The 21,505-nt window shown below is 45.9% G+C and carries 23 protein-coding genes, 2 pseudogenes and 1 other annotated feature; of the genes and pseudogenes, 14 read left to right on the forward strand and 11 right to left on the reverse strand.

Features of this window, described 5'->3' with window-relative positions; translation table 11 throughout:
* Positions 1-7: 7 nt before the first annotated feature.
* Entirely contained in the window at positions 8-799 is a 792-nt protein-coding gene (locus LC20001_RS08950; protein ID WP_010010988.1) for a hypothetical protein, read from the reverse strand.
* Positions 800-1,216: 417 nt separating this feature from the next.
* On the opposite strand from LC20001_RS08950, the gene LC20001_RS08955 reads away from it, so the two are divergent.
* The 4 genes from LC20001_RS08955 to LC20001_RS08970 all read left to right on the forward strand — a co-directional run bounded on the left by LC20001_RS08955 (position 1,217) and on the right by LC20001_RS08970 (position 4,654).
* Positions 1,217-1,951: a MarR family winged helix-turn-helix transcriptional regulator gene (locus tag LC20001_RS08955; RefSeq protein ID WP_010010987.1), complete on the forward strand. Its 735-nt coding sequence runs from the start codon at positions 1,217-1,219 to the stop codon at positions 1,949-1,951.
* 21 nt (positions 1,952-1,972) lie between these two features.
* Positions 1,973-3,715, forward strand: a complete 1,743-nt coding sequence (locus LC20001_RS08960) for an ABC transporter ATP-binding protein (protein WP_010010986.1) — start codon at positions 1,973-1,975, stop codon at positions 3,713-3,715.
* Positions 3,716-3,901: 186 nt separating this feature from the next.
* Positions 3,902-4,318 carry a DUF1648 domain-containing protein gene (locus tag LC20001_RS08965; RefSeq protein WP_157779227.1) on the forward strand — a complete coding sequence of 139 codons (417 nt, stop codon included), beginning with the start codon at positions 3,902-3,904 and terminating at the stop codon, positions 4,316-4,318.
* 72 nt (positions 4,319-4,390) lie between these two features.
* Positions 4,391-4,654: an SdpI family protein gene (locus tag LC20001_RS08970; RefSeq protein WP_141707584.1), complete on the forward strand. Its 264-nt coding sequence runs from the start codon at positions 4,391-4,393 to the stop codon at positions 4,652-4,654.
* A gap of 123 nt (positions 4,655-4,777) precedes the next feature.
* On the opposite strand, the gene LC20001_RS08975 is transcribed toward LC20001_RS08970, so the two are convergent.
* On the reverse strand, positions 4,778-5,110 hold the full coding sequence (locus LC20001_RS08975) for a DUF1648 domain-containing protein (protein ID WP_010010983.1): 333 nt from the start codon (positions 5,108-5,110) through the stop codon (positions 4,778-4,780).
* Between the two features lie 274 nt (positions 5,111-5,384).
* On the opposite strand from LC20001_RS08975, the pseudogene LC20001_RS08980 reads away from it, so the two are divergent.
* The 4 genes and pseudogenes from LC20001_RS08980 to LC20001_RS08995 all read left to right on the forward strand — a co-directional run bounded on the left by LC20001_RS08980 (position 5,385) and on the right by LC20001_RS08995 (position 9,251).
* Positions 5,385-6,694 (forward strand): annotated as a pseudogene (locus tag LC20001_RS08980) (IS1380 family transposase).
* Between the two features lie 234 nt (positions 6,695-6,928).
* Complete coding sequence (locus LC20001_RS08985; protein ID WP_010010982.1) at positions 6,929-7,738, forward strand: ABC transporter ATP-binding protein; 810 nt, start codon at positions 6,929-6,931, stop codon at positions 7,736-7,738.
* 26 nt (positions 7,739-7,764) lie between these two features.
* On the forward strand, positions 7,765-8,490 hold the full coding sequence (locus tag LC20001_RS08990; RefSeq protein ID WP_010010981.1) for a hypothetical protein: 726 nt from the start codon (positions 7,765-7,767) through the stop codon (positions 8,488-8,490).
* Between the two features lie 281 nt (positions 8,491-8,771).
* Positions 8,772-9,251, forward strand: coding sequence for a nucleotidyltransferase family protein (locus LC20001_RS08995; protein WP_081455904.1), 480 nt, complete (start codon positions 8,772-8,774; stop codon positions 9,249-9,251).
* Here the strand turns inward: LC20001_RS08995 and LC20001_RS09000 are convergent, their stop codons facing one another.
* The gene (locus LC20001_RS09000; RefSeq protein ID WP_010010975.1) at positions 9,252-9,749 is read right to left on the reverse strand and encodes a kinase; all 498 of its coding nucleotides are present in this window, start codon (positions 9,747-9,749) and stop codon (positions 9,252-9,254) included.
* A 131-nt stretch (positions 9,750-9,880) separates the two neighbouring features.
* Between LC20001_RS09000 and LC20001_RS09005 the strand changes: the two genes are divergently transcribed.
* Positions 9,881-10,747, forward strand: a complete 867-nt coding sequence (locus tag LC20001_RS09005) for a hypothetical protein (protein ID WP_029508019.1) — start codon at positions 9,881-9,883, stop codon at positions 10,745-10,747.
* Positions 10,748-10,783: 36 nt separating this feature from the next.
* On the opposite strand, the gene LC20001_RS09010 is transcribed toward LC20001_RS09005, so the two are convergent.
* Entirely contained in the window at positions 10,784-11,203 is a 420-nt protein-coding gene (locus LC20001_RS09010; RefSeq protein WP_004562604.1) for a MerR family transcriptional regulator, read from the reverse strand.
* A gap of 250 nt (positions 11,204-11,453) precedes the next feature.
* Here LC20001_RS09010 and LC20001_RS09015 point away from each other — a divergent pair, with 250 nt between their 5' ends.
* From LC20001_RS09015 to LC20001_RS09030, 3 genes are all read left to right on the forward strand, one after another.
* A complete protein-coding gene (locus tag LC20001_RS09015) occupies positions 11,454-12,473 on the forward strand; it encodes an SDR family oxidoreductase (protein WP_010010973.1) in 1,020 nt (339 codons plus the stop codon).
* Positions 12,474-12,556: 83 nt separating this feature from the next.
* Positions 12,557-12,804, forward strand: a binding site (T-box leader).
* Between the two features lie 183 nt (positions 12,805-12,987).
* Positions 12,988-14,364, forward strand: a complete 1,377-nt coding sequence (gene brnQ / locus LC20001_RS09025; protein ID WP_004562607.1) for a branched-chain amino acid transport system II carrier protein — start codon at positions 12,988-12,990, stop codon at positions 14,362-14,364.
* 107 nt (positions 14,365-14,471) lie between these two features.
* Positions 14,472-15,005, forward strand: a complete 534-nt coding sequence (locus LC20001_RS09030) for a hypothetical protein (protein ID WP_010010970.1) — start codon at positions 14,472-14,474, stop codon at positions 15,003-15,005.
* A 46-nt stretch (positions 15,006-15,051) separates the two neighbouring features.
* Here the strand turns inward: LC20001_RS09030 and LC20001_RS09035 are convergent, their stop codons facing one another.
* The 5 genes from LC20001_RS09035 to LC20001_RS09050 all read right to left on the reverse strand — a co-directional run bounded on the left by LC20001_RS09035 (position 15,052) and on the right by LC20001_RS09050 (position 17,430).
* A complete protein-coding gene (locus tag LC20001_RS09035) occupies positions 15,052-15,363 on the reverse strand; it encodes a bacteriocin immunity protein (RefSeq protein WP_010010969.1) in 312 nt (103 codons plus the stop codon).
* 20 nt (positions 15,364-15,383) lie between these two features.
* Positions 15,384-15,533 carry a hypothetical protein gene (locus LC20001_RS14410; protein WP_154646679.1) on the reverse strand — a complete coding sequence of 50 codons (150 nt, stop codon included), beginning with the start codon at positions 15,531-15,533 and terminating at the stop codon, positions 15,384-15,386.
* 19 nt (positions 15,534-15,552) lie between these two features.
* Positions 15,553-15,837 carry a bacteriocin immunity family protein gene (locus LC20001_RS09040; protein ID WP_010010967.1) on the reverse strand — a complete coding sequence of 95 codons (285 nt, stop codon included), beginning with the start codon at positions 15,835-15,837 and terminating at the stop codon, positions 15,553-15,555.
* Positions 15,838-15,995: 158 nt separating this feature from the next.
* Positions 15,996-16,838 (reverse strand): ParA family protein, encoded by an 843-nt coding sequence (locus tag LC20001_RS09045; protein WP_010010965.1) that lies wholly within the window; start codon positions 16,836-16,838, stop codon positions 15,996-15,998.
* 97 nt (positions 16,839-16,935) lie between these two features.
* Positions 16,936-17,430 (reverse strand): methylated-DNA--[protein]-cysteine S-methyltransferase, encoded by a 495-nt coding sequence (locus LC20001_RS09050; protein WP_029508018.1) that lies wholly within the window; start codon positions 17,428-17,430, stop codon positions 16,936-16,938.
* A gap of 161 nt (positions 17,431-17,591) precedes the next feature.
* Here LC20001_RS09050 and LC20001_RS09055 point away from each other — a divergent pair, with 161 nt between their 5' ends.
* Positions 17,592-18,164, forward strand: a complete 573-nt coding sequence (locus tag LC20001_RS09055; protein WP_010010963.1) for a bifunctional transcriptional activator/DNA repair enzyme AdaA — start codon at positions 17,592-17,594, stop codon at positions 18,162-18,164.
* Positions 18,148-18,804 carry an endonuclease III domain-containing protein gene (locus LC20001_RS09060; protein ID WP_010010962.1) on the forward strand — a complete coding sequence of 219 codons (657 nt, stop codon included), beginning with the start codon at positions 18,148-18,150 and terminating at the stop codon, positions 18,802-18,804. Before LC20001_RS09055 ends, LC20001_RS09060 begins: the two co-directional genes overlap by 17 nt.
* A 33-nt stretch (positions 18,805-18,837) precedes the next feature.
* Here LC20001_RS09060 and LC20001_RS09065 read toward each other — a convergent pair whose 3' ends face one another.
* Entirely contained in the window at positions 18,838-19,989 is a 1,152-nt protein-coding gene (locus tag LC20001_RS09065) for a glycerate kinase family protein (RefSeq protein WP_010010961.1), read from the reverse strand.
* A 99-nt stretch (positions 19,990-20,088) separates the two neighbouring features.
* Positions 20,089-21,472 (reverse strand): annotated as a pseudogene (ltrA, locus tag LC20001_RS09070) (group II intron reverse transcriptase/maturase).
* Positions 21,473-21,505: the final 33 nt, after the last annotated feature.

Consider the following 21,505-nt stretch of genomic DNA (forward strand, 5'->3'; position numbering starts at 1 on the left):
GCTATATTCATGCTAGGATGGCCGCGTAATTACCATTGATGTATTGCGCGTGTACAAAAGTCGCCAATTGCTCGTAATCTTGCGCGCAACTGATGATGTTACGTTCCAACAATTCCCGTCGATGTACCCATAAAACTTTATTGATCGCTAAAACACCGTTGGCTTCCAATTGCCGCAAAGTCCGTGCCACTGAATAACAACTACGCCCATAAGTTGCGCCCAAAGCTGATTGGCTTTGGTAACAAACACGAAACGCATCTGTATGATGGTAGATATTTTGTTGGACGGCCAAATATGCGGCGTACCCCTTTATTTTATCAGCCGGTTTGATTAAGCGTAATTTGATCCGCTCCCAATCAATAATATTGATCCGACTAAAGCCTTGCAGATAGCCGACACCGTCAAAATTGATCGGCAGCTGGCAGCAGAACCACCCTTGCAACCAATCCATAGCTGGCTCGATTGGCGTTACTGCAATGATCTGGGCGGTGACCATTTTTTGCAACGCTTGGCGGACCGCGACTTTCTTACGTGAATCTAAACCTAAACTGGTACACAACAAATCAACCGAAATTGCCCGTGTTCTAATCACACTTTGATGTTCATACTTTTGGCTCCCAGGTAATTGAAATAACGTGATCCCACCGTAAACAGCTAATGTAAGTGCATCTAGCTCAGCCAACGTGAAAATCGTACGCGGAAAATTAACTGAACCAAGATCGATTGGCTTAATACCATAATATTTGCTCCAATGCGCATGTTCCGCTTCTGACATTTGTCGTAATTTATTTTGCTGCATGATTGCACCCTCCTTGAGTTAAAACTAGTTGCGGCTTAAGTTCCTAATGCGTTATTCCCTAATCTTTTAAATCCTTAATGCTTAAATACATACTGTGGCGTTTTCGACAATAATCGGTCGAAATGGATCACAAAAACAACAGCTTTCGGATATTTTCACCATGCACAATCACCCCTTTCTGTATATAAATTACGCAAAAAGAACGAGATCTGTTTTTTTTACTTTTATTTTTTGCCAAGTTGGGGCTTACCGCACCCTTCTGTGGGGGTATTTTTGCCAAGTTGGGGACTTTTTACCCCAACTTGGGGGCATAAAATACCCAACTTGGGGGTACCCACCAAAAAAGTTTGAACCAACTAGTTGACAATTAGTTCGGTACCGAACTATTTCTTAAAAAACTGAAATGAGGCAGATATAATGAGTGAATTTACCGATGATTTAATGAAGCAGTTACGCTTTATCAGCCAAGCCAGTAACGCTTTTATGCGTGACCATAAACAAAAGTTGACCGGCCAACAACGCGTGTTAGCCGTGCTGGCACATGCCGATAACTTAAACCAAAGTTATTTAGCGGCGATTTTAGACCTGCGTCCCAGCTCGCTAGCCGAATTATTAAAAAAAATGGAGCAAAACGGCGATATTGTTCGGACGGAGGACGCCACCGACAAGCGGAGTAAACAAGTGGCTTTGACTGAACAAGGCCGTCAAAAAGCACAAAAAAATGCCGACCAAAAAACAGCCGACTACAGTGAGATCTTTTTTAAAGGGCTAGATGAGGATCAACAAAAACAATTTGGCGATTATTTAGCCAAAATCACAGCTGGCTGGCCCGACGATTTTCAGCAGGAAGCGCGTCGTTTTATCGACCCGTTAGACCGTCTACAAATGATGCAAACTATGCGGGACAATTTTATAACCCAGTACGGTGAACGCCAGAACTTATCGGTTGCGGAAATGAAGGATTTGAAAGCACGTATGCAGCAAGCTATGCGGGAGATGCCGTTTGCCGGTCAGCGCGGTATGCCTGGCTTTGGTGGCCCCCACTTTCAGCGGGACCATCACCACGGTTTCCGCCGCGATCCGCGCGCTGGTTTCTGGAATCAACGCCCCGATGGCGAAAAACCTAACGAAGACGATTGGAAAGATTTTTAAAGACGGAAGAAGGCAGTTAACATGCGTAATCCAGCATTAATGGCAGACTTACCTGCTGCTAAAAATAAATTTAAATTACATGATTTTCTCCACTTGATCAACAGTGTCAATCCGAAAAAAGCGTTGTTTGCGCTCGGTATCGGCTTCAGCTTGATCACCAGTGGCGCTAGTTTGATCGTTCCCCAATTGACTAAAGGCTTGATCGACACTAGCAGTCTTAATAAAATCAATGGCCCAATGATCGCCATTTTGGTGGTCGCCTTTTTAGCACAATTAGGCTTTGGTACTTTAGGCGGCTTCCTGCTGCGCTATGTCGGTGAAAGTGCCGTTAAAACGCTACGCGAACGGCTGTGGGCTCACCTATTAAAATTACCCGTAACCTATTTTGATGCGCATAAATCAGGCGAAAGCAGCTCGCGCTTAGTCAATGATACCAGCGTGATCAAGGATTTAGTCACGCAACAATTCCCTAACTTTATCACTGGCGCGATCCAATTAATTGGTGCAATGATTATTTTATTCGTGATGGATTGGCGCATGGCACTATTGATGTTTAGTGCGGTGCCGATCATCGCGTTGATCATGTTGCCGATCGGCCGCCAGCTACAAGCCGCTACCGCTGATTTCAACGCCGATGCCAGTGAAAAACTAGCCGACGTCCGCCTGATCAAAGCCAGCAATGGCGAAAATTTTGAAAAAGTCACTGGTGGTCATTTTATTGAACGAATCTTCACGCTCGGAGTCAAAGACGCCAAAATCGAAGCCGTACTGCAGCCAATCATGATGACGGCGATGCTAGGTCTTTTCGTTGGTATCTTGGGCTACGGTGCCGTCCGCGTTCAATCTGGCACTTTGACCAGCGGCTCATTAGTCGCTTTCCTAATCTATTTGTTCAACATTATCGCACCGGTAACCACCTTTGCCACCTTCTTTTCCCAAGTGCAAAAAGCGATGGGCTCGACGGAACGAATTCAAGAGATCCTTGCCACGGAACCTGAACCAGCTGACCAAACAGCTGCCGTGGACGTTGTCGGCCAAACCATAACGGTAAACCAGCTTTCCTTCGGCTATACTGCGGACCAAACGATTTTGCATAACGTTAATTTTACCGCCAAACCGAATACGGTCGTTGCCTTTGCTGGTCCTAGTGGCGGCGGTAAATCAACGATTTTTGCCTTGCTGGAGCGTTTTTATCAACCATACGCTGGCACGATCAAAATCGGTACACAAAATATTCAGGCCATCGATCTGGCCAATTGGCGCCAGCAAATCGGCTATGTTTCCCAAGATAGCGGCGTTTTTGCCGGTACGATCCGCGAAAACCTACAGTATGGTTTAGCTAAAACGTTGACCGACGCTGAATTATGGCACGGCTTAGAATTAGCCTATGCCGACCAATTTGTCCGCGACTTTACGGATCAATTGGACACACAGATCGGTGAACGCGGCGTCAAGTTGTCCGGCGGGCAAAAACAACGTCTAGCCATCGCCCGTGCCTTTCTCCGTGATCCGAAAATCTTGATGCTGGACGAAGCCACCGCTAGTCTGGACTCGCAATCCGAAGAAAAAGTGCAACGCGCCCTTGACCAACTCATGGTCGGCCGCACCACCCTAGTGATTGCCCACCGACTCTCCACCATCGTTGACGCCGATCAGATCTACTTTATCGAAAACGGCGCCGTCACCGGTCATGGTACCCATAGTGAATTAATGCAGCAGCATGCGTTGTACGCACAGTATGTGAACGAACAAGTTGTGAATTAGGCGAAAGACCTATCTGGAACTCAGCAGATAGGTCTTTTTTGTACGCGCTACGAGTTCGCAACATAGCCAATTATTTTTGGCTCTAATAATAGATGCAGACTACAGCAACTAAGTTTGACTGAAAAAACATTCCCGTTTCAGCTTGTGTAAGCGCTATAATTAAACTGAAGAATTAAACCCAAGGAGTTGAGCATATGCACCCCCCGTAAAAAATTGGCCGCTATTATCGGTGGCAACACCCTTGTTCAAGTTGTACTCGTCGTTATTTTTCAACGTCTACTACCTGCGCAAATTCCTTCACACTTTGGCTTTTTCGGACAAGTCGACAGTTATGGCTTCGCCGGTAAGCCCCTATCAACCAGCATCGTTTTGATTCTAATATTTAATCTCGGCGTACTTTTGCTGAATTACGCTAACGTTTTAATACCGCATCTATTTCAAGTTTTAAGTCTTTTTCTGGCGGCTAGTCTGTGGGTGATCATTTTGCGGTTATTGCTGCATTTTTCTTGGTTAGCCACGATTCAATTTGGACTCAATATTCTTGTGGCAGTCGCACTGGCTTATTTAGTGTTGCGCTACATCGTAACTTATCTACGATTTTAAAAAGGTTGGTGCCAAAAATGATCGTTTATGGCGTGGGCATTCTTTTTCTAGTACTTTTTGGCTTTTTTTGCAGTGGCTAACATTCCGATCAATCATTGGGCCGGCTACCGTACGCCAGCATCGATGCGCGCTGAAAAAAGTTGGCGCCTTGCTAATCATTACATGGGCAAAGTGAGCATCATTCTAACTTTATTGTACCTACTGTTTTATTTCCTTTTGACTCAGCTGCATATTGGCGCCACCACTTCCGATAACTGGCTGCTTGGCTATATTGTAATTCCATTTATCTGCATAGGATTGACTGAGTTGAAACTGCGTAAAAATAATTCAGCTTAACTTGGATCAATAATATGGCTTCATAAAAGATTTTTCTAGATCAAATAAATCCAGCTTGCAAATAATCGTTTTATCTGCAAACTGGATTTTTATTTTACACTGATCAAAGTTTAAAAATTTCATTCACAACGTGATTTGCTGGTACATCACACCGACAAACGCCACTAACACCACGATTGCTAACACAATATAGCGCAGTTCCCCAGGCAGCAAAAAGTTTAAATTGACATCATCGTTTCTTACCCGTTCGCGCTTAGCTTTGAAAATCAGCAATTCATCCACAATTAATTGCGCTACCGGCAGAATGAAAATTTGCCACGCTGGCCCAGTCGCATCTACCTTATTATCGATCGTAATATGTGTCGCTATTGTAGCAGGCTCAATAATGAAGCAGATCAGCCCAATCAAAAAACATAATCCAGAGATCAACCTAATAGTAAGCTTAAGTTTTTGCATGGCGCACTCCCCCAATCAGTTTGTATTATACGCCCCAAAAAAGCGCTATCAAGACTGCTTCCACTAAAATTATCAGCCGTCCGTCTGACCCATTTGCAGTATACTTAGGCCTGAATTATTCACCATAAGTTCTCCAAGTACAGTGTCACCCCGGTATCATGGGCGGTACTGTGTTTTTTATTTTTCACCTTTTTAGTGCAGAAAAAGAACCTCCGATTTGGTATAGTTGATTCACCACAAGTCAGCTATCCACCAAAAGAAAGAGGTCCTTCTCATGGCAACTTTACCGGAAAAACGAGTTAATTTCAATCCTAAATTACATATTTCGCACACTGGTGGTGAACTTTCCACTGATGCTGGGCTAGTGTTGGTCAAAGAATTAATGGCGCAACTCAATTTCACGACCTTAGCGTATCAATTAATCCATTTTGATGACCAGCGCCATTACGCTCGTTACAGCAACGTTAGTCTACTAGAACAGGTCGTGCTGCAGTTGATCGCCGGTTACCCGGCTGATCTAGCTGCCACCAGTTTGCGCAATGACCCCACATTTAAATTACTATTGGCACAACCGCAATTGGCCTCACAACCGTCATTATCCCGTTTTGGCAACGCTGTGACGAGCAGACCATCACCTCATTACAAACGTTGAATCAAGCATTGCTTGACCAAGCGTGGACTGGCGCCAAGCAACAACAGCTGATCCTCGATATTGACTCGACTCACGCCGATACTCATGGTCATCAGGAAAAAACGGCCTTTAATGCGCATTACGGTACCACGGGTTACCATCCGCTGGTCGCTTTTGACGGGCAAACGGGCCACTGTTTAAAGGCTCAATTGCGCCCAGGTAATGTTTATACCAGTACGGATATTGCCCCCTTTATCACACCACTACTACAGCACTATCATCAAGTCAAACCGAACGCTGATATCTTGGTCCGCGGGGATAGTGGCTTTGCGACTCCAGAATTATACGAAACTTGTGAAGCCAACGACACTTTTTACTTGATCCGCCTGAAAGCCAATCGGCGGCTGAACCAACTGGCTGAACGTTTTGTTCAGATCAGTGATGAGCAGAATTGGACTGAGACCGAGGTCCATTATTATCGCGCGTCTTATCAAGCCCGATCATGGCCTAAGCCGCGCCAGATCTATATTAAATCAACTCGACCAGCTGGTGAATTGTTATTTCAACATGAATACCTTGTGTCCAATTTAACGAGTTTTGTCGCCGAAGATGCGTTTCAAGCCTATCATCAACGGGGCCAAATGGAAAATTATATCAAGGAAGCCAAGGCTGGCTTTTACCTGGATAAAATGACTAGCTCGCAATTTATACCAAATTATGCCCGCATGATGCTCAGTGTCCTCGCTTATAATTTAGTCAGCTTGATGCGCCAATTGTTGCCTGTACAACATCAGCGATTACAGGTTACAACCTTGCGCTTATGGCTGTTTAAAGTAGCGGGTAAGCTGGTGACCAGCGGCCGGCAACTTTATCTAAAATTAAGCCGCCACCACGTCTATCAGGATTTGTTTTATCAACTGTTAGCTCGAATCCAAGCGCTACAGTGGGGCTAAACTGGTGCAATAAATCAAAAAAAGTCGGTTCGGCCAAGGGGCAAGTATGCTCAAAATTGAGGATCAAAAATTTATCCAGCCCCATAATTTGGTAGCCTTTAGCAAAAACAGTACATCTTGGTTTGACTACACCATAGCAGCACGAGAATTGGTCCAAAATTGTGCGGTATGCCGATATTAAACCTCGTATGAATAATTCGGGTTAGGCTAAGTTACTGAACGAGGTGGTATCACATGTCCCAAAATTACATCAAATTAACCGATCTAGCTTACGGTTATGGTACGAAAATTCTGCGGCAAGCCGTTAATTTAACGATTACAACTGGTGATTTTCTCGCACTGATCGGGCCAAACGGCATTGGTAAAACGTCACTTTTAAACATTATCCTAGAATTAAAACGACCATTACAAGGGACACTGGTCAAGAACCATGCCTTGATCGAACACTACGCACCAGAACATTTTCCACCCACCAAATTAACGGCGCGAGCTTATTTAAAGTCGATTGCCAGCATCAGAGCAGTATCAACCCCGCAACCAAACAATTATGCGGCTTTGGTTGACAGCTTAGCCTTCCAAAGTTTATTGGATATCCCAGCCGATAAGTTATCCAAAGGCAGTTTGCAAAAACTTAACCTAATTCAGGCTTTAGGTGGACACCCAGATGTTTTACTTTTAGACGAACCGCTTGAAGGACTGGACGAAAAAGCGCAACTATTTTTGTTAGATTGGCTAACTGCCTATAATCAAGCCGGCAACACGATCATTATGTCCGTTCATGGTCAGCGCCTAGCCAACCGTGCCAAAACTATTTACGATGTCGCGCATAATACCTTAATGACCACAACTAACACAAACCAGGCCACTTATTTGGTGGCTTTTAAAGTCACCCCAGATGCCGCTTTAGCTAAAATATTTAAACTGTTTACCTATGAAAAGGCAGCTACCAAAGTGGTCCTGACTTGCACGGCTAAAGACTTAATTACGGTCTTACTTTTACTGGAACAAAACGATTTTGAGCTTTTAACCATCACCAAGCAATAAATATTTTTTGAAAGGAATCATCACTTTTGAAATTGATCAGAGCGGATCTCACCTACATTACCAAACTATATTTTCATTCAACTAAAGTTATTCTGCCTAGTATTATTTGGCTGCTAAGCGTTTTACTCAACTATCAAGTGCAGCCTAATTATATTACCGCTAGTTTTTTGACCACCGCCACAGTGATGTTTATCGTTGCAATGATCACGACTTACGGTTTCTTTGAAAATCTGACCACCTTACAGGAAAAGCTGCTACTACTAGATAATCGCAATCAAAACAGCATTTATCTCGCCTTTTTTATCTTTATCTACTTAGTTTTGGCCTTAGGTTCCACTTTAGCCATCATCATCCCCATGATCAAATACCTTTATATTGGTAAAAACTTCTTCATCGGTCAGCTCACTGGCATCGATATTATCAGCGGTTGGCTCGTCCAGTTGATCGGCATTCCCTTAGGCATCGCAATCGGCTTCTGGACGCAAAAAAGGGTCATCAAACGCCGTAAAACAGCGCTGCTATTGACCGCATTGATCGCTATTATTGCCATTCAATCGGGCTCAATGTTCGGTCAAACCAGTTGGCTCAGTTATGTATTTCCCCCGATTTATCCAGTTTTCTTAATGCTGGGCAAAAGTAACCAATTTCATTTAGCTTCCGTTTTACTGGCGTTTATTATTGTCTACGGCTATGCGCTGCTATTATTGTTACTGAATTTCTATTACCTCAACCGCTGCAAATTCGATCGTTAAAAGGAGTGTCCACTATGTTAACTGGTATCAATCAGCCCCTCGCCAAACAAGTTGCCCTGCTGGAGCACATTTTGCGGTTAAACCCCGCGCTATATGAACTGATCACAGCGGTCGCCCAACTGAAGGAGTTGTGACATAAGTCGTTTATGCCCAACGCCTTCTTTGCACTTCCGAGCAATATAGTTAAAACGTGTGACATAAGGCAACTTTTTCCGCTTAGCTACGATCGTCAAATAATCCACTGCGTGAATTATTCGCCGCTCTAGGCTAATGCTCAAAAGCTGAGCGCCTTATGTCACACTCTCGGTAGCATCACCCAATCGGTTTGGAACGCACTTTTTCACCAAACACCGGATTACGGTAGCGACGTCGATATTGTGTATTACGACCCCGACTTAAGTGTTGCAAAAGAAGCTGCCACGCAAGAAAAAATTGCGCAGCAGCTCGCAGGAAATCAATACACGATTGACGTCAAAAATGAGGCGCGGGTTCATTTATGGTACGCACAACGCTTTGGCAAAACGATCACACCCTATCAATCAACCGAAGATGCCATCAGCACCTGGCCGACGACCGCAACCGCGTTAGGCGTCTATATTGACGAAAACGCACGGTTACAGGCCTTTGCCCCTTATGGTCTGAATGATTTATTCATGGGCATCGTGCGCCCCAATAAAAAGTTGATCACAGCAGCCGTTTATCAAGCTAAAGCACACAAGTGGCAACAAAAATGGCCTGATTTGACCGTTGTGGATTGGTGATCATCCCCTCACTTCACGAATGATCCGCGCCACCACTTCACTTTGGCTCAATTCCGCCGGCAGCAACTGTTCCTGCGGAATATTCAAGTAGTCGTGCTCTAACCACCACTTTTGCATGACTTCGGCACCAAATTCCTGAGCCTGAGCACGCTGACGGTGTCGGCGCAATGTTTCGGCAAAAGTCAGATCAAAGTAATAAGCGTAGACTTGCTCATCAAAATAAGTGATCAAATCGCGGAGCATCGGCTGATACTTTGCCAGCCCTAAAATACCTTCTAAAATAACGTAGTCACACTTGCCCTTACCGTATTTACAAATAGTTGCTAGCAAATCGATTGCCGGATTAGCCGGTCGATCTTTCACATTGAGCATGCCTAAGCGCACTTCGTCTTGTGATACCCGTAACGCCTGACCAGCCGGAAAAGCGTGCTGCAATTTGATTACCGTCGTCGTTTTGCCGCTACCAGAATTACCGCGGAGAATGATCAATTTAGTCATAATGGCACCCCCTGATGTTAATCATCCCACCTTAACCAAAACTTTACCCATTTTTCGGTCAGTCTCCACACCTTCACCACCAAAAAGTTGTACACTATACAAACAAACTGAACCCATTGGAGCTGTAAGTTATGGCAAATCATTATTCAGATGCACCTATGAGTCGTGAAGAATTGCGGCACCGCAAACAAGCACAATTAGCCGACGAGCAAGCGGAAGCCAAATTAAATAAAGTGCATAAAAAGAAAAAGCGCCGCCGTCACCATAAATTCTGGTTTGGCTTGATCATTTTGATCCTGCTCATTGGCGCCTTTTTCATGTGGCACGGTTCACGCTCCGCGCTGACTGGCTCGTGGGTCGAGGTCAGTACTGCCCGCGGCAACGCGTACACCAATAGCAGCGATATCGCCGATCTCAGTACCTTGACCATCAAAAATGATAAGTACACCTATACATCGAAAAATGAGCAAAGCAGCGCAACTACAGGTAGCTTTGCTGATGATAGTAATAGCGGTCAGGCGACGTTTGACAACGATACCGCCGATTACACACTAACCGCAGATGACGATCAGGTCACCTTTACCGCTAATAGTGGCACGATCACCGGTCTCGGCAGCAACACGAAAGTGACTTTTGTGCGCTATAACTCAACTGAGTATAAGCAGATCAAATCACAGATCAGCGCCCAAAGCGAAAGTCGCGCTGCCGCGGCCAGCAGTTCCAGCGTGGCGGCAGCGGCGTCTAGCTCGGCTGCCGAATCTAGCTCAAACAAGCTCAGTAGCACCATTGCCGGCATTAAAGATAAAATTACCAACAATTCATCCTCCGCAACCAGTGACTCCAGTAGTGACGGTAGCACGGATAGTTACAGTTCAACCGACTCAGCCAGTAGCAGTACCCCGGATTCCGCCACCACTGACAGCAGCACTAATATTATCGATCAGCTGCAAGAGCAAGTGCAAAGCTGGCTCAACGAGCTTGGTAACCAATCAAATTAAAGTCACTAAAAAACGACGAGCAATTGCCCGTCGTTTTTATTTCGCAACGCTAGCCTTTTCTTGGGCCACGTAAGCTTGTTCTAATTCAATGATCTCGGCAGCTTGTGGCGAATTATAAATACGCAATTTATAATCAATTTCCTGCAAACTAGCCGCTAATTGCTTCTGCTGCGCCAACACTTTTTGCCGTTGCGCCGTCAGTAATTCACTGCGTTGCGCGACTGTATCTGCACCGGCCATCACATAATCAATGTATTGACGGATGTCGTCAATTTTCATCCCCGTATCCTTCAAACAACAAATCGTATGCAATAAATTGAGATCCGAATCGGTAAAAACGCGATAACCTTTTTCATCACGCAAAACAAACGGCAATAAACCAGCTTTATCATAATAACGCAGCGTATAGATCGACAAACCAACCTTAGCTGCAACTTCTTTGATCGTATAAGTCATTATTTTCTCCCCTTTCATAATTAAGGTCGTCTATTAACCAAGTAGGCTAATAAACATGACGTTCCGAGTCGCATCATTCAACTACGGTAAAAATCGCTGCGTTGAAATAGTGTTCTTTTGCTTGCCCTAGAGTATACTCTAGGGACTATTATAAACAAAAAGAAGCCATAAACAAGGATCATGCTACTTAACGGCATGGCATACATGACTGATTAAATTAACCCTCATTAGGGAATAGGAGCATAACATTATGACAAAAAACGTATTAGTTACCGGCGGCAACGGTTATCTGGGTCTGCACATTATCTTACAACTTTTAAATCAAGGTTATCACGTCCGTGCCACCTTACGCCAACTCGACAAACAAACCACCGTCCGCACCGCCCTAAAAGAAAATCAGGCGCAACACCGCGAAAATTTAAGCTTTGTCGCCGTTGATCTCACTCAAGATGCTGGCTGGACAGTAGCTATGCAAAATATCGACTATGTCTTAAGCGTAGCATCACCCGTTCTTTCCAATGACCCGAACAGCGACACAACTGCCACCGAGGGTATTTTACGCATTTTAAAGGCCGCCCAACAGGCCCACGCCAAGCGTGTTGTCATGACCGCCAACTTTGGCGCCATCGGCTTCAGTAATCACGACCAAACGAGCATCACCACTGAAGCCGATTGGACTGATCCTAACGAAAAAGGCTTATCGGCCTATGAAAAATCCAAACTGATCGCCGAACAAGCTGCCTGGCAGTTTATTGAACAAAGTCACGGCAGTTTAGAACTGACTACGATCAATCCGGTGGCGATCATGGGCCCAGCATTAGACGCCCACGTTTCTGGCAGCTTCGATCTATTGAAAAATTTGCTTACCGGTCGTCCCAAAATGATTCCCAATATCCCACTCAATCTGATCGATGTGCGCGATGTTGCTGACTTACACATTCGTGCGCTGACCGCACCTCACGCTGGCGGGCAACGTTTTCTGGCTAGTGCTGCTGGTCAGATATCACTACCAGAGATAGCAGCACTGATTCGCCAAAAACGACCGCAAATTGCCCAAAACATTCCCACTAAAACGATGCCGAACTTGCTTTTAAGCAGCGCTGCTTTGTTCAACCAGACCGCCCGCGAAGGCAATTTATTAGTGCACGTCAATCGTCAGTTGAGTACCCAAAAAGCGCAAGATATCCTAAAATGGCAGCCACAGTTTGATAATACGACCATCGTATTAGATAGCATTGACACGTTAATTCAATATGGACTACTGCCTTAAATTATAAATTTATTTTTATCACCCCCTTGACAAACACTTAAAATCGCGTTAAATTATAGCCACATGATAAATCAATGAGTAAATTAAACGCTGTGATAAGAAAAGTATAATTGTATTCACCAGTTAAGCGAGCGTCGTTTGGTGCAAGGACGTCAAGGTGCGACAATTAGAAAATCATCTTTGAGCGATGGATGCGAAGTTTGAGCGTTCATTGGGGGCTCCCATTATCGAGCTAGGGTATTTCGTACCAATTGGTGCTTGTACCCGAAGAGGCTGTTTTCGTGAGAAAATGGCAAATCAAGGTGGTAACACGTTTATTAACGTCCTTATCTGAAATTAATTTTTCAGGTTTGGGCGTTTTTTGTTTATCGTGATCATTCCCGCGCAGGATGATCGCCGCCATTACTAAAGTCGACTTAGCAATGGCAACACTCATGATTTAAACGTGGGGCAACAGACGCTTAGTCTTTGAACCACATTTCCACAAACCTACAAAATTTAAGGAGTGCTGCTTATGTTAGAGGAACGTAAACTCACTAAACGCGATTATTTCGTGGTTAGTTCAATGCTTTTTGGTCTATTCTTTGGTGCTGGTAACTTGATTTTTCCATTACATTTAGGCCAGTTAGCGGGACAGAATTGGGTGCCTGCCGCGCTTGGCTTCTTAGTCACTGGTGTGTTATTACCATTATTATCCGTTTTAGCAATCAGTATCACTCGTTCCGAAGGTGTCTATGATGTTGGGCGGCCTTTAGGTCCCGTATTCGCGCTCTTATTCATGATCTTGATCCACGGCACCATCGGCCCACTTTTTGGTACACCACGGACAGCCACCGTTTCCTACACGGTTGGCTTAGCGCCACTAGTACCAAAGAATTTCCAAACAGTTGGTTTATTAGTTTTCTCCGCTGTTTTCTTCGGCTTAGCCCTCTTTTTCTCATTAGAGGAAAATAAAATCGTCAACAATATCGGTAAGTTATTAAATCCAGTTTTCTTAGTCTTATTAGCTGGCGTTTTCTTCTTAGCTTTTAGTTCACCAATGGGCCACGCCGGTGTTCAACACGCCACCGCTGCTTATACATCAGGCTCTTTCGTCAATGGTTTCTTGCAAGGTTATAACACGATGGACGCCTTAGCTGGCTTAGCCTTCGGGGTCACCGTAGTTACCGCCGTTCGCACCTTAGGCAAAAAACGCGCTAACAGTGTCGCGCTGGTCACTGCCCGTGCCGGCGTCTTCGCAATGGCAATGATCGCCGTCATCTACGTTGGTTTGATCTTCGTTGGCGCGATGTCCTTAGGTAAATTCAAAGTTTCCGCTAATGGCGGCATCGCTTTTGACCAAATTGTCAATCATTATATGGGCGTCGCTGGTCAGGCCATCTTAGCCACTTTGATCACCGTCACTTGCTTAACCACGGCGATCGGTTTAGTTGCGGCTTTTGCCCAAGACTTTCATAAACATTTTCCCAAAGTTAGCTACCGCACTTGGTTAGTTCTAACTACTCTGGCATCATTCTTGACCGCTAATATCGGTTTAAATCAAATCATCGCTTGGTCAACGCCAATGTTGATGTTCTTATACCCACTATCAATGGTCTTGATTTTGTTGTCAGTCGCTTCACCACTGTTCCACAAAGACCCAGTCGTGTATAAATTCGTTGTTCTCTTTACCGTTGTTCCTGCTTTTTTCGACATGGTAACTGCTTTTCCAGCGGTCGTCAGCCAAAGTAGCTTCGGTAAAGCGATGACTGGCTTCGAACAGGCATACTTGCCATTCGCCAACTACGGCTTAGCTTGGTTAGTCCCTGCCTTAGTCGGTGCCGTTTTAGGGGTTGCCGTCCACGTCTTCAAACGTGTTAGCGCCCGCAACACCGTTTCACAAACTAAATAGGTAAGTCAAAAAAACGTTCACTTGCGGTGAACGTTTTTTATTGCCTTTAAATTTATTTTCACATCACATTGCCCTTCCCGTAACCTAGTAGTAGGAGTTGAAGGTCAATGAAAAAATGGGTACTCAGCAGTCTACTTGCATTACTAATTTTTAATTTTGGGCAAACTGTTCGCGCACAAACTACGCTGGCTGGACAAAGTTTTCAATCACCAACTAATCGTACCAACTATCTACACCTGACTTTAATCGATCAAACAAATTATCGTGCAGCTACCGGCTTGGCTGCAGGCTTTGGTGTGGTAATCAATTTTGAACAAGGTACTTACCATGTGCAGCACAATCGGCTTGTTTTAAAACCTAGTCAGATCGATCCACAAGTAAGTTATTCAGACGTCAATAATGGCGATTGGGAACATCCAGCAAACTATAACAACATCGTCGAAACGCATCCCGACGCCATTAATCACCGCTACCGTTTACGCGTCAAACACGACCATCTACGCGCTACCTTTAAAAAAAGTGCTACGCAAATCAGTCATACCAAAGCGCTAACTTTACGACCAACAACCATGACGACATCGACTTATGCCGCATTTATGCAGAATCTACCACAAACTAAAAACTTTCGGCAAGCAGACTAAAAGCGTCCATCGTCAAACCATGACGATGAACGCTTTATTAGTTGTCCTAAAAACTATCCTTATTCCCATAAGCCATAAACGCCCCACCAGCGGGACCAGCACGTTTGCCGATCTCAGCTAAGTCCCTGATCAAACGCTCTTGCTCCTTGGTCAAACCTAAATACCCCACGGTCCCCGTCGAATAGATCAAATTAACCAAGCGACTGTAAAGCGGCTCAATGTTTGCCGTCTGATCCGTTTTATTGTAGACCTTCAACAAGGCTGCTCGGATATCCGCGATTTCCGGTGCTTTATTACTGCCTAAACTATTGTACAACTCATGAATCGTTTGCTTTGCTTGTGCTTTATCTGGTTTCATTCCCTAGTTCCCCCTCGTATTTATTTCAACCAAATGCTTGCCGTCATAGCACCGCGATAAGCTGCTGCCGCTGACCCAACCGCGGACGATAGCCGCATTAAAGCTGGTGCTGCCTTGAATTGGTGAGCCAACAAATACGCATTGATGCCCTTATCTATTGTGCACATCATCAATTGACACTTTTAAGCCTCAATAACCCCATTTAATTTCAACTAATGCCATCAGAGATTTCAACCGCGCCTCATTATCAGCATCGACGACAATCTTATTTTCCCGCATCACTTTAGCAACAGCAACGTTCATTCGACTCAAAATGTACGGAATCGACTGACTTTGCGCAGCTATTTCCTGATGGAATTGAAATAATAACTGCTTTAACGGTAACTCATTATCGTTATTTAAATGGTTGATCAGCTCAGTTAAAAGTTCAACCGCTTGCTTTCCTCGCTCTGTGCCACCAGCGTACCATTTCATTGTGCGCTACCCCCCCATTAAGCTCACTCATTATATTTATCGTATCATACCTATTTAATAGCGTTAATACTTTGTCGCTGGACAACTGACCATAATTGTCCACTAAATACGCAAAACAAAAAGCCGCCACAAGTGTGACGACTCTGTACGACAATAAATCAGGCAAATAAATCGACGGCTTGCCCTTGCTCAGTCAAACCAGCGTTAGTCGCAAATTTGCCCAGTTGTTGCTGCAACGCGATCCGCGCCTGTAACTCATTGAAAACCTCACTATACATCGCGCCCGCCATTTGCCGTGCAATCGTATTATGCGTTGCCTGCGGCGCAAACGGTGCGTCCTCCGCCAACCATTCATTATGGGTGATTACAGTGCGGAACGCATCGACCACGTCAAATGATGACACTGGCTCCACCTGATAAAATGGCGCGGTTTCCGTGAAGTCCACCGCTAAATGGCCAATGATCTCGGCCTTGACCGTCGGCAGCTCTTGCTTTAATTGCTTCAAATAATAGAACAGCTTATCCGTGGCATCAAAGCCAGCTTTGCCAACTGGCTGCATGATGACCACATAATTGGTGCTAGCCAAACAATTATCCATCACCGCAGCGAATTTGGCATCACTATCAATGAAAATATAATCATAACGGTCGCGTAAAATATTCATTAATGGCGGCACTAACCCTAAGGTTCGTGCCGTTTTAGTTGTGCCCGCCGCTTCCATAGCGGTATTAAAATAATCTTCCAGCGTTGGGACGCCAGCAATAAAATCCAATCCCGCGCGCAACGGGGTCACTACTTTAGCCAAATCTTTGACTGCCAAGCCAGTCAATACATTACTAGTTGGTTCAATATTAAAAATCTGTTTAAAATTTTGTGTTGCTTTTAAAGTTGTTGTCGCGTCGATCACTAAAACACGCTGTTTAAACAACTGATGAGCCGCCAACGCCGCCATAATTGTGGCAGTTGTTTTTCCGGTTCCGACTTTTGAGCCAGCGAACATGACCACTTACCCCATAAAATCACCCACTTCGTTTGTTTTGTATCCACTTTCATTATAGCTTAAAAAAGTGGCGCTGACAGCTGTTATTTCAACGCACCTATTTTTGTTCCAGTGCTAAAAGCGTTTGTTTCATGATTACCCCACCACGATAACCGCCTAACTGACCGTCTTTACGCAAAACGCGATGACAAGGCGCAACGATCAATAGTGGGTTTTTACCAACCGCACTCGCCACCGCGCGAATGGCTTTGGGATAGCCGGCTTGCTGCGCCAACGTCGAATAATCCACCGTTTGCCCGTACGGCACTTTAAGCAGTGCTTGCCAGACCGCTTGCTGCAGTGGCGTTGCTTGCGGCCAAGCTATTGGGATCGTAAATTCGCGCCGCTGACCGTTCAAATATTGTGCTAACTCGGTGGCCGCTGCTTCTGTTTGTGTCGTTGCCGGTCGTAACTCAGCCAGTGGATAAAAACTTTGTAGCTCGGCTAATGTTTGCGCCCACGAACCGACAAAACACAACCCCTGCGCCGTGGCGCCTAAATAATAAGTGTGTCCCGCCAAGTTATGTCGGCGATAATAAATTGTTGGCATCATGCCACCCCCTCTTTTAATTTGACCATAGTATAGCAGAAAAAAGTCAGCTTAAACTTCACTATCTTGCTTTTCAATTCAAATCACTCGAAATTCACCCCACTTTTGCATATGCTAGAGTGGGATGAGAAATAATGCTTATTAATATCAAGGGGGTGCTGTACATGACTCACTATCGCCTGACCGCTAAACGTTGGCACGCGATCCAAACTAACGACCACCACGCTGATGGCCAATTTTTCTACGCCGTCGCCAGTACCGGCATTTTTTGCCGACCATCCTGTGCTTCGCGTCTACCCCAACGCCAAAATGTGCGCATTTTTAAAACGTCGGCTGAAGCACTGGCTGCTGGTTTCCGACCATGCAAACGTTGTACGCCTACTGGTCGGCCGCTAAGTGACGCCGCTTGGAGCGCCGAGATCAAACAGATCATCGAACGCCATTACGCCAGTGAGCTGAACTTAAATGAACTCGCCCAACTTGCCCATGGCGCTCCTTACTATCTGCACCACAAATTTACCACAGTCACCGGGCAAACGCCGCAACAATATTTGACTCAAGTTCGCCTCGCCCACGCGCGTCATTTCTTGACCACCACCACACTGAGCATCAGCGCGATCGCCCAACGCTGTGGCTGGCCGAACGCCAACTATTTCAGCACCTTATTTAAACGCCAAATTGGCATCAGTCCCCGTCAATACCGCGAAAAGAAGGCCACACATGCAACTCACGATTAAACAACTCTACCAAACGATGTACACCACCATGGGCCCACAAGGCTGGTGGCCCGCCGACTCTAAATGGGAGATCATTCTCGGCGCGATTCTGGTACAAAACACCAACTGGCGCAACGTCGTCCCCGCGTTGACTAATTTAAAAGCCGCCACCGCTTTTGCGCCGGCGAAAATTCACGCACTTAACGCCAACCAGCTAGAACCCCTGATCCATTCCAGCGGTTTCTACCATAATAAAAGCAAAGCGATCGCCGCTGTATTTAACTGGCTCGCGACATTTGATTATGATCTAACCGCCATTAAACAAGCCCGCGGTGACCGATTGCGTCACGACCTGCTGCAATTGCGGGGAATCGGTGCCGAAACCGCCGACGTTTTCCTCGTCTATATTTTTGACGTGCCCACCTTTATTGCCGATAATTACGCCCGCCGCCTATTCACACAGCTCGGTTGGCCGAGCAACAATTATCAGCAGCTTTACCGCCAAGTTCAATTACCAGCTGATTTTACGCCAGCACAAGCCCAAGAATTTCACGGCCTAATCGATGAATTCGGCAAAAGTTATTTGCAAACGGCCACCGCCTGGAAGCAAAGTTTTCTTGCCGATGCCCACTTGATTCCAATCGAAAAAGCGACGCAGTGACCTCATTTATGCCACTACGCCGCTTTCACTTTTTCATACCGCCAACACTGCAGCTACGCGCTGGGCCGTGCGAGCTAAATTAATTTTGCCATCGACTAACGCTTGTTGCAGCGTGGTCACATGATCAACGATTGGGAAAATACTGGTTAAACCATGCGCTTGGAAGGCCGCCAAATCCCCCACTTGATTACCGACAAAGGCAAGACAAGGTTTATGCTGGCGTTGCGCGATCTGCGCAATTTTGACCGGCACCTTTCCCTGCAAACTCTGCGCATCGATTTGCCCTTCGCCCGTAATCACCACGTCAGCGGCCTGCACTAACTGTTCAAACTGACAAACTTGCGCGATCAAATCAAATCCAGAATGGACTTGACTGCCGATCAAACGCAACGCAAAACCAATACCACCAGCTGCCCCATCGCCAGCAACTTGGCCTTGCTGTTGCGGATCAAGTCGCTGGGCCAACTGCGTAAATTGTTGTTCCAACTCGACTGCTGCCGAGCCAGTTAGCCCTTTTTGCGGACCAAACAGCTGCACCGCGCCATTTTTACCCGTCAGTGGGCTCGTTACATCACTAGCACTTAATAAGGTCACGCCCTTCGTCATAACTGACTCAGTATCTATGGCGTCAATTTCTGCTAAATGCGCTAACGGCTGGGCAATTTGCTGCCCCGCCGCATCCAAAAACCGCGCACCTAAAGCAGCCAGCAGCCCCACACCCGCATCAACGGTGCCGCTACCACCTAAACCAACGATCACGCGCTGGGCGCCTAACTCAATTGCCGCCCGCAGCAGCTCACCGGTCCCTTGAGATGAGGCCAACTGATAGGTTGCTGCCGGTTGTACAAATTGAATGCCTGAAGCGGCTGCCGTTTCAATAATGGCTAATTTTTCCGCCGGGTACCAACCAAATTCAGCTTGAACAAGCTTGCCGTAAGGATCGTGCACTGGTCGTACTATTTTTTCGCCACCAGACTTATTGTGCAAAAACGCTACTACAGTACCCTCACCACCATCAGCAATCGCAACAGCGGTGCTGGGGATGCCCGCTTGTACAAACTGCTGCGCGACGATTTCACCCGCCGCTAAACTAGTGAAGGATTGTTTAAATGAATCAATTGCGATCAATGCTTTCGTAAGCTCACTTCCTTGATTAGGTTCATTAAATAGCTTAACACGACGCACTTATTTCAGCCACTGATCCAAATCGAGTAGGAGGTAATTGTAAGTTACCGTCCTCTCACACCACCGTACGTACGGTTCCGTATACGGCGGTTCAATAATTTAAGCACTCTGAATTTGCTGGAGCGTCTGACTCAAGTTAATGAGTCCACGACGTTCCAGCTCTTTGTTAGTTAGGGTACGGCACAGCGTTTTACTATGCGCTGTCCGCCAGTACCCTTTACGCGTGTTAGCGGATAGCTTAGCTTCATCTTTCGTAAATCCTAATCCGCTCAAGTTGTTCTCTCTAGTTTTGGCTTTCTTCCATTGTTTCCAAATGTACTGGCGAATACGTGACCGCAGCCACGCATCTAATTCCGTGATGAACCGCTTCATTCTACCCAAGCTGTAATACTGCAACCAACCGCGCATCTTTTGACGAATCTCTGCCATTATTTGGTCTTCGGATACACCACGATTACGCTTAGTCAGCCGCCTCAATGCTTGTTTAACTCGCTGCTTCGCTGACCACACCGGATAGGGAAAAGCCCTGCCTTTAGTGTGGCCCAACGTAAACCCTAAGAACTTCATTCTGTTGGTGGCGACCACTTGTGTCTTTTCCTGATTGAGCGTGAGTTTTAACTCATGCTCGAGAAAACGAGTCACACTAGCGAGGACTCGTTGGCCCGCGCGTGGACTTTTAACAAAGATATTGCAGTCATCGGCGTAACGGACAAATTCATGACCGCGCCTAGCTAGTTCTTGGTCGAATTCGTTGAGATAAATATTCGCTAACAGTGGCGAGATCGGCCCGCCTTGCGGTGTGCCTTTCTCACTGCGTTCAAACAATTGCCCATTCATGGTGCCACTAGTCAGAAAACGGCGAATGAGCCGTAGTATCCAGCGGTCACTAATTCGCTGCTTGAGAAACTTCATAAGCATGTCATGATTAACCGTATCGAAGTAGGCCTTCAAATCCAGATCAACCACATAGTGATAACCCGCATTATCTAGCTTGAACGACCTGTTGAACTGCGTCATGTGCACTGCGTTGGGGTCGAAAACCAAAACTATTGTTGGCGAAGATCTGTTCATATATCGGCGAAAGGACCTGGGCCACGGCCTGCTGGACTAGCCGGTCGATCACGGTCGGAATGCCAAGCTTACGCGTTCCACCGTTGGGCTTTGGAATTGAGACTTGCTTGACTGGTGCCGGTTTATAAGTCCCATTGGCCAATTCTGCGAGTAATTCTTCGCGATGTACTTTCAGGTACGGTTTCAATTCATCAACGGTCATACCGTCAACTCCGGCCGCCCCTTTGTTCCTGACCACACGTTGATAAGCCAAATTCAGGTTGTTGCGGGCCAAAACTAATGCTTGAAACTGAGTGCCACTCATCTTTTCTCCTTCACCGGAGGCGATACTACGCGCCCCAGTTTGTCTTTGGTCTTCCAGACCTATCATCCGCTGGCGGTCAGCTTGTTCTGTTTTCTGCGATTTTCGCATCGTCTTCACTTCCAGTCGCAATATGAGTTATTA

This window comes from Loigolactobacillus coryniformis subsp. coryniformis KCTC 3167 = DSM 20001, from assembly GCF_002706425.1.
Taxonomy (GTDB): domain Bacteria; phylum Bacillota; class Bacilli; order Lactobacillales; family Lactobacillaceae; genus Loigolactobacillus; species Loigolactobacillus coryniformis.